Origin of the sequence: Periweissella fabalis, assembly GCF_012396505.1 — a bacterium.
Lineage (GTDB): Bacteria > Bacillota > Bacilli > Lactobacillales > Lactobacillaceae > Periweissella > Periweissella fabalis.
In genome coordinates this window covers 110,918-123,374 of record NZ_JAAXPN010000003.1, presented here as the reverse complement: position 1 = coordinate 123,374, position 12,457 = coordinate 110,918, and the positions used below count along the sequence as shown (strand labels likewise).

Here is a 12,457-nt window from a genome sequence, read left to right as displayed (position 1 = left end):
GGAAACACTTATGTCAAACGAAATTAACCACATCTCAACGGATGAACTTGCTACTAAACTTAACGATAACATCACCTTAATTGATGTTCGTGAACCCGCCGAATTTGCAGCCGGCCACATTGCTCAAGCAGTTAACGTGCCCCTTAGCACGATTGCTAGCTATCAAGGTGCCAAGGATGAGGAATTATATGTCTTCTGTCGTTCTGGTAATCGTAGTCAACAAGCAGCCAATACATTGGCGACAATGGGTTACCAACCAACTAATGTTGATGGTGGTATTCTTAACTGGCACGGTGAAGTAATTAGTGATTAACTAACCGCCAATATATAGTGAACACCCCCATTGAAGCAAAAGCTTCAATGGGGGTGTTGTTATATTTCATTAGGCATAAATTTCATTCATTGGTTCGCCGGTTGTACGAATAGTTTTAAAATTAGCAAAACTAATCGCAATTTTAGCAGCACTATCAGCATCCCGGTCACTGACTGGAATACGTGAAATTACTTGATTCAATTCATCGGCGGCTTCAAAATCAAAAAAGTCACAATCAGTTGTCCGCGTAAAGACGTATTTAATCCCCCATGCGGCTAATTGCGTTAACATTTCACGATCAACCGGGCCATTATCTGCTAATAGCACGGCATTATTGCCTTGGGCCGTTGTCAAATTTTGGGCCGTTAATGGTTCTGCTACCAACGTTAAGCTATAGCCATCGGTATTCAAGGCTGCAAAGGTCGTCGTTTCATTAGGTAAGACACTATAACAAATTATTTTAAACATCTCTTTAAACTCCAACTTAATCTCTTTTGTGACATTTTTAACATACCCTATGTTATCACGCTCACTGGTAAATGCAACTACTAGCCTAATTTTGTTTGCCATGCTAGTTGCACTTCATGTTCGTACTTAATTCCACCCACAGGTGCTAATTGCTTTTGGGCTTGGCTTAAGTTAAAGAATCCGACTTGAGCAACCTCTTCGGTTTGAACTGTCACATCCGACAACTTAAAATCAAGTTGTGCAACAAACCAATATTCAATCCATGTTGAGGCTATTTGATGATCAAATAACTGTAATTGTTCCTGTGTAATAGTTAAACCTAACTCCTCTTGGACCTCACGTACCATAGTGTCTTGTGGTGTTTCACCAGCTAGCACTGACCCACCAACTGAGCAATCCCACGCGCCGGGATAATTTAGCTTATCAAAAGACCGCTGTTGTAAGAGTACTTCACCGACTTGATTAAATAAAAAAATATTAGCAACTAAATGATATTCACCTGTTCTTAATGTTTCACTACGTTGGCGTTGACCAATTTTGTGTTCAGCTTGATCGTAGATATCCCACCATTCTTCCAGTTTATCTGCTGGCATGCATTTCCTCCATGCTTGTTTCACATGAAACAATGCTTAATTGTATTCTTTTTGGCCCACTAATAATTGCTTTACCGCCGACCAATCAATCGTAATTCCTAGCCCTGGTTGCGTTGGTACTGGTAAGTTACCAGCAATAATTTGGGGTTGTTCCATAATGATATCTTGTTCAAAATAGCGTTCACTTGCCGAACTATCACTTGGAAAAATATTAGCGTTGGGTAATGTTGCTAGTGCTAAATCCGCGGCGCGACCAACGCCTGAACTAAGCATGCCGCCAATCCATGGTAAAACTGCCGCCGTGTTAGCTAGCTCAATTGCCTTAACGGTCGCAGTAATGCCCCCAATCTTACCTTGCTTAAGGGTTAAAGCCCCCACTGATCCAGCGATAGCGGTTTTAACATCCCCTAAATTATTCAAACTTTCATCTAAACTAATTTTTAACTGTGGTAACTGTTTTTGCAATGCAAAATGTGCTTGCCATGCATCAGCCCCAAATGGCTGTTCCAGTAAATAGAAGCCCGCTTGATCCAAAGCTTGAATCTTGGCCATATCCGTTGGTGTCCAACTAGCATTCGCATCCGCTGAAAATAATATTGTCGGATTAGCGGCGACAATTTGCTGCAACCAGGTTAATGGTGTTGTTGGATTGAGCTTTAGCTTAATCCGTTGATAACCTTGTGTCACCGCCGCGGCAACATCTTTTTGTAATTGCCCTTCACTATCAGCCACACCTAACGCGATACCGACTTTAACGTTGGCACCACGACCACCTAACATTGTGACTAATGATTGCTGGTTTAATTTACCAAAACCATCCCAAATAGCCATCTCAAAAGCGGCTTTAGCAAATGACCACGCCGTTTGTGGAGCTAACCAGGTTGCAAATGTTTGCGGGTCATCAATAGTTAAACCAATACTTGCTGGAATTAATTGTGCCAAAGTAGCTAATGAAATTGCATGGGTTTCTGCGGTATAGGCCGCATCAGCAAATGATGCCACTTCCCCAAAACCTTCAATACCATTTGTGAAAGTAACTTTTAGCAAACTAAGTGGCCGTTGCCAAGTCACATCATGGGCCGTTTTAAAAGGCGTCTTCAATTGCATTGCTAATTGATAGACCGTAACTTGTTTAATCGTTAAGGGCATTTAATGCCTCCGTAAATTTTACTGGCGCTTCAAAGTGAATATTGTGCCCCACTCCATCAATAATTTTTAACTGGGCTTGCGGGAGTGCCGCCAATAACTTTGCGGCCAAACCTTGAAATTTGAGATCACGTTGCCCAACCAATAAACTCACCGGTACTGCTAATTGCGCTAAAGCTGGCCAATAATTAGGCTGCGCCCCGGTGCCCATATAGCGTAAAGAATTAGCGACATTCTTAGCTTGGTGATTGACCCGTTGTTGATGCATGAATGTTTGTTGAGCTTGGGGCAGTAATTTTTGACTCGCAAACATTGGTAATGCTTCCCATGCCTGCACAAAAGCTTCCATCCCCTGGGCTTCAATGCATTCAGCTTTTTGATTATCTGCGCCTTGCCGGGCTGTTCGTTGCGTTGCATCAGCGATTCCCGCCGTTGCCCCTTCTAAGATTAATTGGGCAACTAATTCTGGATATGCTAAAGCAAACCCTAATGCTAAGCGCCCCCCCATTGAATAACCAACTAAATTAACGGGTGGTAAGGCTAATGCTTTAAATAATGTTGCCAAGCTTTGCGTTTGGTGTTTCATGTGAAACAAAGTCCCATCTGACACTACAGGAGCGTCCGGACCAAAGCCAAATAAATTAAGATACACGCACGTTCCGTGAGGTTGAATTTGCTCAAAATCAGCCCCCGTCCCCATAAAGCCGTGTAAGAAGACCCACGTTGGGGCGCCACTTCCTGTAATCGTTACTTCATATGGATAACCATCAACGAGCACTTGTTTAATCATTAAAAGCCGCCTTAATTTGATCGATTAATTGGCGGTGGTCACCTACATTTTTATCACGATCACTCTTAATTTCAACGATTTTAAGTTTATCGGCGGGTACACTAACCGTTTGCGCTAATTGTTCTTTACTCGTAATTTCAACATATTCGGCATCATATAAAGCCGCAATTTTTTCAATTGATAAGTTTAATGGCGTCCCAAACATTGGTTCAAAATAATCTTTAGCCGCGGCTTGTGGTAAGAATGAGAAAATTCCCCCACCGTTATTATTGACGACAATAATTGTCATTGGTCGGCCCGTTTGTTGAGCTAACATCAACCCATTCATATCATGGAAGAGTGTTAAATCACCCGTCAATAAATATGCCGGATTACCACTCATCGCCATCCCAAAGGCACTTGAAACGGTCCCGTCAATTCCGTTGGCACCACGATTAGCAAAGGCCCGTACTGGATTACGAGGAACAAAATAATTATCCATATCCCGAATTGGCATTGAATTAGCAATAAAAATTTCTGCACCATATGGTAAGGCTTGCAAGGCCACTGGTAGTGTTGCTTCACTAAATTCCGCATTTGCCACCGTATTATTTAGCGTTGCTTTAACTTGTAACCAGGCATTACCAAATGGATTTTCATCCGAACGATCACCTAAAGTTTGCATTGCTTCGAGTAATGTTTCTTCGTCACAGTTCAAAGTTAATTTGGCATAGCGTGTGTAATCATGGCCGACTGCTTCTTCACCAACTTGCACTAAGGTCACATTATTTTGTTTTAACCAACTACTTACACGGGCTGAAACCGGGGTGCCCCCAAAACGAAAGACGACATCTGGCACTAAGTCTTCAGTAACTACATCAGCTTCAAGTAAGGCATCAATTCCGTTAATGGCCCACTTGTTTGGGCGGACACTACTCAAAACATCCGCTAAAACGGGGACCTTTAATAGCTCTGCTAAATCACGCATCAAGACCGCTTTGGTATCCATGCGGCCTTCGGTTGGTCCCGCCAATAACATCACTTTACCAGTCTTCATTAACGTTACAAATTCTTCGACGTTATTAGCTTTGGGTGTGCGGGCACTCGCCAAAATATTATGTTTAGTAACACTTGGCCATACTTCACCCAAATCAGGCATCAATGGTTTCCGCAATGGTAAGTTAATTTGCACGACCCCAGCTGGTGCCGTGGCAGCAATATTAACTAATTGTTGGACGTGATAATCAATATATTCCGTGACATTAGCACCCTCATCTTGCAACGTTATTTGGGCAAAATCTTTGGCATGCGTACCATACATCTTCACTTGATCAATCGTTTGAGCTGCTCCAATATTTTGTAATTCTTGGGGTCGATCAGTTGTTAACACAATTAACGGTACGTGGGCGATTTTGGCTTCCGCCACCGCAGGAAAGTAATTAGCTGTCGCCGTACCTGAAGTTGCTAATAAAACAACCGGCCATGATTTTGTCTTGGCTAGTCCAAGGGCAAAGAAGCCGGCTGAACGTTCATCAACGTCAATTGTAATGCGAATATTAGCATCATTATGGGCTAATTCAGCCAATAATAAAGCGATTGGGGTTGTCCGTGAACCGGGTGACACGACAAAATCGCGAACCCCTTGGGCGACTAAGGCCATCAATAGGTGTTTAATGTTATTTGTTAAAGTTGCATTCATAATTTTATCCTTTCAGTAAGTTCATCATTGGCAGCATTTTTAAACCGGTTTCAGTAAATTCTTGGGCAGCATCGGAATCGGCTAAGATACCGGCACCAGCAAATAAGTATGCGGTCTGGTGCTTAATTAACATTGCCCGAATTCCAACAACAAATTCACCATCCCCATTTGGTAAAACAACCCCAATTGGAGCGGCAAATAAACCGCGGGGGGCCAACTCAAGTTCTTTAATCGTCGCCATCGCCCATGCCAGTGGCTTACCACCTAAAGCCGGCGTTGGATGGAGGCGTGTTACCAAATCAATAATATTGACTGCGGCCGTTAATTGGCCATTAATCGGTGTGTACAAGTGTTGAACTTGGGGGTTTTTCATAATCGTAGGGTTTGTTGGTACATTTAAAGCAACCAAATCTGCTAAACGTTCCTTGATGGTATTAACAACGTATGCATGTTCCAAGCGATTTTTGGCATCGTTAAATAATTTATCCGCTAATTGTTGATCTTCAACTTCACCCTTACCACGACGAATGGTACCAGCCACCCCCGCCGTTGAAAAGGCCGCAGCATTAACTTGAACTAATCGTTCTGGAGTCGCAGAAACAAATAGCTCCCCGGCATGTTTTAACACAAAGTGATAGCTATTTGGTTGTTGGCTATTCAAGTCCTGCAATAATTGTACTTCGTTAACCATAGTTGTTAATTGTAATTGACGTTGTCGACCAAGGACAACCTTTTGCTTGGTAACATCAGTTTGCATTGTGGCAATAGCTTGCTCAATACGTTCAATCCAGGTTGTATCATCGGCTTGCTCCACAATCGTGGCTTGATTAGCTGGTGCAATGACTGGCCAATTTACTATCGGCTGACCCCAGATGTTAGCTTGGTTAACTTCATATACAACGGCTGGTGCGACAAAGTAACCGGCCATAACACTTGCCGTCGTGATTTGTTTATCAAATGGTAATCCACCAAATACCGGTTGCATTTGGCTCTGCAACCACGTTTTAACTACATTAGTATCACCACTATTTATGGCTGCTTGAACCCCAAAGCCAAAATATACCTGCTGTTTATCCGCACTCGCAAAATAAACCGCGTCATCGGCTTGAGCAAATTGTGCATATAGTTGTTGTTTTGTTGGAAAACTCATTACATCTCTTCTTTCTTTTCTACAAGGCTTTCATTCATATATTATCCTTCATTTTTTAGTTTAATTCTAGTGATGTTAATAATCGTTAATAAAAGCGATATTAAGCATCGTTTTACTATTCATTAATTAAACATTGTGAATTAAAATACATTAATCTTAATAATTGGCGACATCAACTAATTAACTAGTCTATCTTAATTAAATTAACCTTTATAAATAAATTAACTTTCAGCAAGAAGCCCTTAAACTACCTTTTTATCGAAATATTGTGAAAAAATTATCAAATTATTATTGCATTTTATTATCGAAGGATTATACTTATCTTGTAAGCAACAAAGGGTAACATTTAAAACTTCGTTGCCTATTTCACAAATAAATCAATTTGAAATAGGAGGCTTATTATGACAAACGTAAATGGAAAAGTAGCATTTGTAACTGGTGGTGGTCAAGGAATTGGTGAAGCAATCAGTCGTCGGCTTGCAAATGACGGCTTCAAGGTTGCGGTCGCTGATTATAACTTAGAAACCGCTACTAAAGTCGCTGAAAGTATCAAAGCGGCTGGTCACGAAGCTATCGCGGTTAAGGTTGATGTTGCCGATCGTGATGCAGTCTTTGCCGCTGTTAAAGAAGCTAAAGAACAACTCGGTGGCTTTGATGTCATCGTTAACAATGCCGGTCTTGGTCCTCAAACACCATTTGATACCATTGATTATGATACTTACCGTCGTGTATATGATGTCAATGTTGGTGGTACTTACTGGGGGATTCAAGCGGCCACTGAAGCCTTTAAGGAACTTGGTCATGGTGGTAAAATTATTAATGCTTCATCTCAAGCTGGTCAAGTTGGTAACCCTGGCCTTGGTGTCTACAGTGGTACTAAGTTTGCCATTCGCGGAATTACTCAAGTTGCTGCCCGTGATTTAGCTCCATTGGGGATTACCGTTAACGCTTACTGCCCAGGAATTGTTAAGACACCCATGATGAATGATATCGCCCAAAAGACTGCGGATGAAGCCGGCAAACCATTCGAATGGGGGATGGAACAATTCGCCCAAAACATTACTTTGAAGCGCTTATCAGAACCTGAAGATGTGGCGGCTTGTGTATCATACCTTGCTGGTCCTGACAGTGACTACATGACTGGTCAAGCCCTTCTTATCGATGGTGGGATGGTCTTTAACTAAGCCGCATTTACATCATTTTATCTATTTATTAACAAAAATTTATTTAATTAACAACAAAAATGGACATGTCTCAAAAGCCTAGTGCTATCGAGGATATATGCTAAGATGCCTCCCTGAAGAAGTTTTCTTCAGGGAGGCATTGCCATATTTTGAATATATCTAACTTTTAAACCACTTTTTAACTATAAATTCTTGCTAAAAAATAATTACATCAACATCTTTTTACATAGACTATTATGCAAGCACAATTAAAACAATTAACGTAATAGAAATAATTAGTCTACTTATTTGATGTGGCCAATAAAAAAACATTGTTATTCCTCGATGCAATGCTACTAATTGATATGCTATGATTGCGATAATAGCTACAGTCGCAAATAATTGCCAATTAGCCAACATTACACTAACTAGTGTCAGTATGCTAATAATAATATGTACCAAAAATAATTTATTTTCTTCTTTAATTACTATTTGTAAACCAACAAATAACATTACAATGCGTATAAACCGATTAAAATTCGTAGCATTAACATCATTTTACTCACCTGTCTTAATAAATTTAATATCAGGATCAAAAATTGATAAATCAAAATTATTCTTCACATACTCTTCAGTTCCCATATCACATGCAACTTTATAATATTGAACTTTTCGTTTAAGCTTTTCAATATTTTGTTTTTGCTGTTCAATCCTTTTTTGAGCCAATGTTACTTGCCGTTCAAAGAATTCTAATCGATTAGCTAACGTTACATCACCAGCTTGGGTCATTTCGACGAACTGGCGGATTTCCTCAAGTTCAAGACCAGATTGTTTTAAGCAAATGATTAAAGAAACAAAATCTAGATCTTCTTCTGAAAATGCACGGCGGCCAGCCGCATCACGCTTTACAAAGGGCATCAAACCTTGCTTATCATAAAATCGTAACGTAAATGGTGAGATATTAAATTTTTTAGATACTTCGCTAATTGAATATGCCATGACTAACCTTTCATTTTGTTTATTTCTTATGTTTTTACTAACTTAAAAATAGTTTAACACTTATCTTGACTTAGATATATGTCTAAGTTGTACTATTGAGTTAGTGCTTAAGTAAATTATCGCACACAAACGAATAATGGAGGATTTAACAATGCGTGAATTTAAAATTGGTAACACAGATTTTAAAGCTTCAGCTGTTGCCCTTGGTATTATGCGTATGAACGCTCTAAGTATCGATGATGCTGCCAAAACTTTGCAAACAGCTTTTGATGCTGGCATTAACTTTATTGATTCTGCTGATATCTATGGGAATGGTGATTCAGAAAAAGTTTTTAAACAAGCTTTAGCCAAATCTGATATTACCCGTGACCAATTATTTATTCAATCAAAAGGTGGGATTGTCTTAGATCAAGCTCGTAGTCATGGTAGCTTTGTCTTTGGTAAACGTTATGATTTTTCAAAACAACACATTCTTGACAGTGTCGATGGTATTTTAGAGCGCCTTGGCGTTGATTATCTTGATTCATTCTTACTCCACCGTCCCGATCCACTAATGGAACCTGAAGAAATTGCTGAAGCCTTTGATAAACTTCAAGCGAGTGGTAAAGTTCGTCACTTTGGGGTTTCTAACTTTAATCCCCAACAAGTTGATTTAGTTCAAAGTGCGATTAACCAAAAGTTAATTATTAATCAACTCCAATTTAGTATCATGCATTCAGGAATGATTGACCGCGGCATGCACACTAACATGGCTGATGAACGTAGTATTTCACATGATGGTGGGATTCTTGAATACTCACGCTTGCATGATATGACAATCCAAGCTTGGTCACCATACCAATTTGGTTTCTTCGGTGGTACCTTCATCGATAACCCTGATTTTGCTGAACTTAATGCATACCTTGGTGAATTAGCTGATAAATATGGTGTTACTAAAAATGCCATTGCCACTGCTTGGATTATTCGTATTCCAGCTAATATCCAAGTTGTATTAGGTGCAATGACGCCTGCTCACATTATTGAAAACGCAGCTGGTGCTGACATTGAATTAACGAAGCAAGAATGGTACAACATTTACTTTGCTGCCGGTAATGATTTACCCTAAACACACTTTATAAAAATACGAGGTAGATAAATGTCTGAAGATTTTACAATTACATCAACAGTTACTTTAAACAATGGCGTTAAAATGGAACGCTTTGGCTTGGGAGTTTGGCAAGCTGAAAACGGTGAAGCGACACCAGCTGTTGCTGCGGCCATCAAAAACGGTTACCGTTTAATTGATACTGCCAAAGCATATGGTAACGAAGCCGACGTTCGCACAGGTATTGAACAAGGGATTGCTGAAGCCGGTATTTCACGTGAAGATTTATTCATCACCACTAAGCTTGCTAATCCTGATCACGGTTACGACTCAACTTTAACTAACTTTGAAGGTAGCCTTGAACGCCTTGGTTTGGACTATGTTGACCTTTACTTAATTCACTGGCCAGTAACTGGTAAGTATAAGGATACTTGGAAGGCCATGGAAAAAATCTATGACCAAGGTTTAGCTAAAGCCATTGGGGTATGTAACTTTAACCAAGAAACGATGGAAGACTTGTTGACTGATGCTAACATCGTCCCAGCCGTTGACCAAATCGAATTGCACCCATTATTGCAACAACCTGATATGGTGCAATATGCTGATGATCACAACATCCACTTGGAAGCATGGTCACCCCTTGGTGGTGGTAAGGTTCTTAACAATCCTGTTATTAGTCAAATCGCTTCCAAATATGGTAAATCAGCCGCGCAAATTTTAATTCGTTGGAGCCTTCAAATGGGCTTTACGGTCATTCCAAAGTCAGTCCACGAACAACGGATTATTGAAAATGCACAAGTCTTTGATTTCACTTTAAGTAAAGAAGACATGGACTTAATTGCTACTTTAGATGAACATTACCGGACAAGTTACTGGTTAACAAGTTTTGACTGGTACACTGGTAATGCTAAATAATTAACTCTCTACTTAAAATTTCTATTTCAATTCAATTCAAAAAACGGTCTCTCAGCAGAGAGACCGTTTTTGTTTGTGTGCTAAAATAAATGGCTAATTAGAAATATTATTTAACGGCTAAAACATCAACGGCTTGCACAATGTTATTAGCATCCATGTATTCAATAATTTGGGCAATTGTGATGTATGGAATGTTTAACTTTTGAGCTAAGACAAATAAATCATCACGTTGAGCCATATGGCCATCTTCACCAAGTACTTCAATAATAATAGCGGCTGGTTGTGAACCGGCAAGTAACGCTAAATCAACTCCAGCTTCGGTGTGACCAATCCGTTCACGTAAACCTTGTGGCTTAGCAATCAATGGTTGAATATGACCTGGACGATTAAAATCAGTAGCTTGCGCATTAATATCAGCAATATGGTTAATTGATGCAGCACGATCAAAAGCTGAGACACCAGTGGTAACACCAGTTGCTTCAAAGGTACCATCAACAGTAACTGTAAATGGTGTTTGGTGTGGATCAGTGCTGTTTTCAACCATATCAGTTAAGTTCAAACGGTTGGCGATTTCAGTGTTAACAGGAACACACATCAACCCATTGGCTTCTTTTAACATTTGGTGAATAATGGCTGGAGTAGCCTCAGATGCTAGGGCCACCAAATCACCTTCATTTTCACGATCTTCGTTATCTGAAAGGATTACAAAACCACCCTTTTTCAACTCTTCAAGTGCTGCTTCAACAGTGCTAAACTCTTTTTCCAATATCATATCCATCCATTCTCTTTATTTATTATAGTTCGTAAACAAGAACAATTATATATTAATAAATTATTTATTACAACTTTTTTATTCTATTTCTTAATTAAAATACAATTATAAGTCATTGATGTTCGTATTTAGTCCATAGATTACATTTCGTACTGTAACGATTACCATTATAACTTTTAATCCCTATTCAATCATAATTACCTTTTTTACGGATGTCTAGTAATTTTGTTTTACATGTTCAATCGCAATAAAAAATTGACGCCACATCACATTACCTAGTAAAACTTAGACAACCATTACTAAAAACGATAACACAAAAATCCCAGATAAAATTTAATTTTCCCTGAGATCTTTGTATATATCAAACTTTTATAATGCATTTAGCTACAAATTACTGCTAAATATTAATTATGTCACACCTTACTTTAATTCATTAACGCTTAACGAACTACTCGTCCAGCGAAGTTGGCTGGGGCTGCCATTCCATCAATTTGTACCCCATGAGCTGGGTCTAGTGCATTCACGTAATGACCATCACCTAAAGAAATTGCAACATGATAAACATGCCCACGTTGATTTTGCCAAAATAACAAATCCCCCGCCTTAGCATTTTTAGTCGCAATATGTTGGGTTTGATCTGCTTGTGCTTGAGCTAAATGTGGCAGCTCAACACCAAATTGTTTATAAGCATAACTAACTAAGCCTGAACAGTCAAAAGCCCCTGGTTTGGCACTCCCCCATACATACGCATTACCCAAAAATTGTTTAACAAATTGAACAGCTTGTTGTTGGACTCCATCCTCACTAACCATTTGGGCATCATTAGAACTTGCTGCTACTTCAGGAATCCCACCTTGGCTACTACTGGCAATCGTTAACTTTTGGCCCACCAAAATTAAATTTGGATCTTGTAAATGATTGCTTTGGACAATCGCAGCAATTGATGTATGGTGTTGCAATGCCAATTGCGACACCGTATCACCCGCTTGAACTATCAATTGCTGCTGATTTTGAGTATCCATCATTTGTGCAAAGTGGTTTGATAACTCATCCGTTACTGGTTTCTTTGATGCTAATCGCCCCGCTGTTGCTTGCACTAACGCTTGAACATACCCACTTATTTCCATTTTGCTAATCTCCATTGCAAATCTATTATTTCGTTAACTAATCTATATATATGATATCGGCTATTTTATCTATAGTTTAAGTATATATCTAATATTAATTTTAATTAGCACTAAAGACATATGGTGAAAATCAAGCATTATTGAAAAATATGCTAATATGCCTCCCTGAAAAAATTTCTTCAAGGAGGCATATCATTTTGAATATATTAGGCTTTTGAAGCCTTTTTTGCAATAAATTACTACTAAATTTTAGTTATGT

14 protein-coding genes are annotated in these 12,457 nt (G+C 39.3%); 4 read left to right on the top strand and 10 right to left on the bottom strand.

Features of this window, described 5'->3' with window-relative positions:
- Positions 1-10: 10 nt before the first annotated feature.
- Positions 11-313, top strand: a complete 303-nt coding sequence (locus HF964_RS04585; RefSeq protein ID WP_168721879.1) for a rhodanese-like domain-containing protein — start codon at positions 11-13, stop codon at positions 311-313.
- Positions 314-382: 69 nt separating this feature from the next.
- Here HF964_RS04585 and HF964_RS04580 read toward each other — a convergent pair whose 3' ends face one another.
- From HF964_RS04580 to HF964_RS04555, 6 genes are read right to left on the bottom strand one after another with little or no spacing between them, the layout of a single operon-like run.
- Entirely contained in the window at positions 383-883 is a 501-nt protein-coding gene (locus HF964_RS04580; RefSeq protein WP_168721878.1) for a Rossmann-fold NAD(P)-binding domain-containing protein, read from the bottom strand.
- Positions 862-1,374 carry an NUDIX hydrolase gene (locus tag HF964_RS04575; protein WP_168721877.1) on the bottom strand — a complete coding sequence of 171 codons (513 nt, stop codon included), beginning with the start codon at positions 1,372-1,374 and terminating at the stop codon, positions 862-864. The genes HF964_RS04580 and HF964_RS04575 overlap by 22 nt, the downstream gene beginning before the upstream one ends.
- Before the next feature lie 36 nt (positions 1,375-1,410).
- On the bottom strand, positions 1,411-2,523 hold the full coding sequence (menC, locus tag HF964_RS04570) for an o-succinylbenzoate synthase (RefSeq protein ID WP_168721876.1): 1,113 nt from the start codon (positions 2,521-2,523) through the stop codon (positions 1,411-1,413).
- Complete coding sequence (gene menH, locus HF964_RS04565) at positions 2,507-3,310, bottom strand: 2-succinyl-6-hydroxy-2,4-cyclohexadiene-1-carboxylate synthase (RefSeq protein WP_168721875.1); 804 nt, start codon at positions 3,308-3,310, stop codon at positions 2,507-2,509. Before menH ends, menC begins: the two co-directional genes overlap by 17 nt.
- Positions 3,303-4,988: a 2-succinyl-5-enolpyruvyl-6-hydroxy-3-cyclohexene-1-carboxylic-acid synthase gene (gene menD, locus HF964_RS04560; RefSeq protein WP_168721874.1), complete on the bottom strand. Its 1,686-nt coding sequence runs from the start codon at positions 4,986-4,988 to the stop codon at positions 3,303-3,305. Before menD ends, menH begins: the two co-directional genes overlap by 8 nt.
- A gap of 4 nt (positions 4,989-4,992) precedes the next feature.
- Positions 4,993-6,138, bottom strand: a complete 1,146-nt coding sequence (locus HF964_RS04555) for an isochorismate synthase (protein WP_168721873.1) — start codon at positions 6,136-6,138, stop codon at positions 4,993-4,995.
- Positions 6,139-6,539: 401 nt separating this feature from the next.
- On the opposite strand from HF964_RS04555, the gene HF964_RS04550 reads away from it, so the two are divergent.
- The gene (locus tag HF964_RS04550; RefSeq protein WP_168721872.1) at positions 6,540-7,322 is read left to right on the top strand and encodes a (S)-acetoin forming diacetyl reductase; all 783 of its coding nucleotides are present in this window, start codon (positions 6,540-6,542) and stop codon (positions 7,320-7,322) included.
- Between the two features lie 234 nt (positions 7,323-7,556).
- Here HF964_RS04550 and HF964_RS04545 read toward each other — a convergent pair whose 3' ends face one another.
- Positions 7,557-7,814: a hypothetical protein gene (locus HF964_RS04545; protein ID WP_168721871.1), complete on the bottom strand. Its 258-nt coding sequence runs from the start codon at positions 7,812-7,814 to the stop codon at positions 7,557-7,559.
- A gap of 45 nt (positions 7,815-7,859) precedes the next feature.
- Complete coding sequence (locus HF964_RS04540) at positions 7,860-8,300, bottom strand: MerR family transcriptional regulator (protein ID WP_168721870.1); 441 nt, start codon at positions 8,298-8,300, stop codon at positions 7,860-7,862.
- A gap of 151 nt (positions 8,301-8,451) precedes the next feature.
- Here HF964_RS04540 and HF964_RS04535 point away from each other — a divergent pair, with 151 nt between their 5' ends.
- Both HF964_RS04535 and HF964_RS04530 read left to right on the top strand, forming a co-directional pair.
- Entirely contained in the window at positions 8,452-9,405 is a 954-nt protein-coding gene (locus tag HF964_RS04535; protein WP_168721869.1) for an aldo/keto reductase, read from the top strand.
- 30 nt (positions 9,406-9,435) lie between these two features.
- Positions 9,436-10,299, top strand: coding sequence for an aldo/keto reductase (locus tag HF964_RS04530; RefSeq protein WP_168721868.1), 864 nt, complete (start codon positions 9,436-9,438; stop codon positions 10,297-10,299).
- A gap of 106 nt (positions 10,300-10,405) precedes the next feature.
- Here the strand turns inward: HF964_RS04530 and ribB are convergent, their stop codons facing one another.
- A complete protein-coding gene (gene ribB / locus HF964_RS04525) occupies positions 10,406-11,065 on the bottom strand; it encodes a 3,4-dihydroxy-2-butanone-4-phosphate synthase (RefSeq protein ID WP_168721919.1) in 660 nt (219 codons plus the stop codon).
- Between the two features lie 446 nt (positions 11,066-11,511).
- Positions 11,512-12,198 (bottom strand): C40 family peptidase, encoded by a 687-nt coding sequence (locus HF964_RS04520; protein WP_168721867.1) that lies wholly within the window; start codon positions 12,196-12,198, stop codon positions 11,512-11,514.
- Positions 12,199-12,457 lie beyond the last annotated feature (259 nt).

Excerpts from the sequence above, each read along its gene's own strand:
- HF964_RS04545 (WP_168721871.1), bottom strand. The coding sequence starts at position 7,814 with ATGTTATTTGTTGGTTTACAAATAGTAATTAAAGAAGAAAATAAATTA.
- menC (WP_168721876.1), bottom strand. The coding sequence starts at position 2,523 with ATGCCCTTAACGATTAAACAAGTTACGGTCTATCAATTAGCAATGCAA.
- HF964_RS04530 (WP_168721868.1), top strand. The coding sequence starts at position 9,436 with ATGTCTGAAGATTTTACAATTACATCAACAGTTACTTTAAACAATGGC.
- HF964_RS04535 (WP_168721869.1), top strand. The coding sequence starts at position 8,452 with ATGCGTGAATTTAAAATTGGTAACACAGATTTTAAAGCTTCAGCTGTT.
- menH (WP_168721875.1), bottom strand. The coding sequence starts at position 3,310 with ATGATTAAACAAGTGCTCGTTGATGGTTATCCATATGAAGTAACGATT.
- HF964_RS04555 (WP_168721873.1), bottom strand. The coding sequence starts at position 6,138 with ATGAGTTTTCCAACAAAACAACAACTATATGCACAATTTGCTCAAGCC.
- HF964_RS04580 (WP_168721878.1), bottom strand. The coding sequence starts at position 883 with ATGGCAAACAAAATTAGGCTAGTAGTTGCATTTACCAGTGAGCGTGAT.
- HF964_RS04585 (WP_168721879.1), top strand. The coding sequence starts at position 11 with ATGTCAAACGAAATTAACCACATCTCAACGGATGAACTTGCTACTAAA.
- HF964_RS04520 (WP_168721867.1), bottom strand. The coding sequence starts at position 12,198 with ATGGAAATAAGTGGGTATGTTCAAGCGTTAGTGCAAGCAACAGCGGGG.
- HF964_RS04550 (WP_168721872.1), top strand. The coding sequence starts at position 6,540 with ATGACAAACGTAAATGGAAAAGTAGCATTTGTAACTGGTGGTGGTCAA.
- HF964_RS04575 (WP_168721877.1), bottom strand. The coding sequence starts at position 1,374 with ATGCCAGCAGATAAACTGGAAGAATGGTGGGATATCTACGATCAAGCT.
- HF964_RS04540 (WP_168721870.1), bottom strand. The coding sequence starts at position 8,300 with ATGGCATATTCAATTAGCGAAGTATCTAAAAAATTTAATATCTCACCA.
- menD (WP_168721874.1), bottom strand. The coding sequence starts at position 4,988 with ATGAATGCAACTTTAACAAATAACATTAAACACCTATTGATGGCCTTA.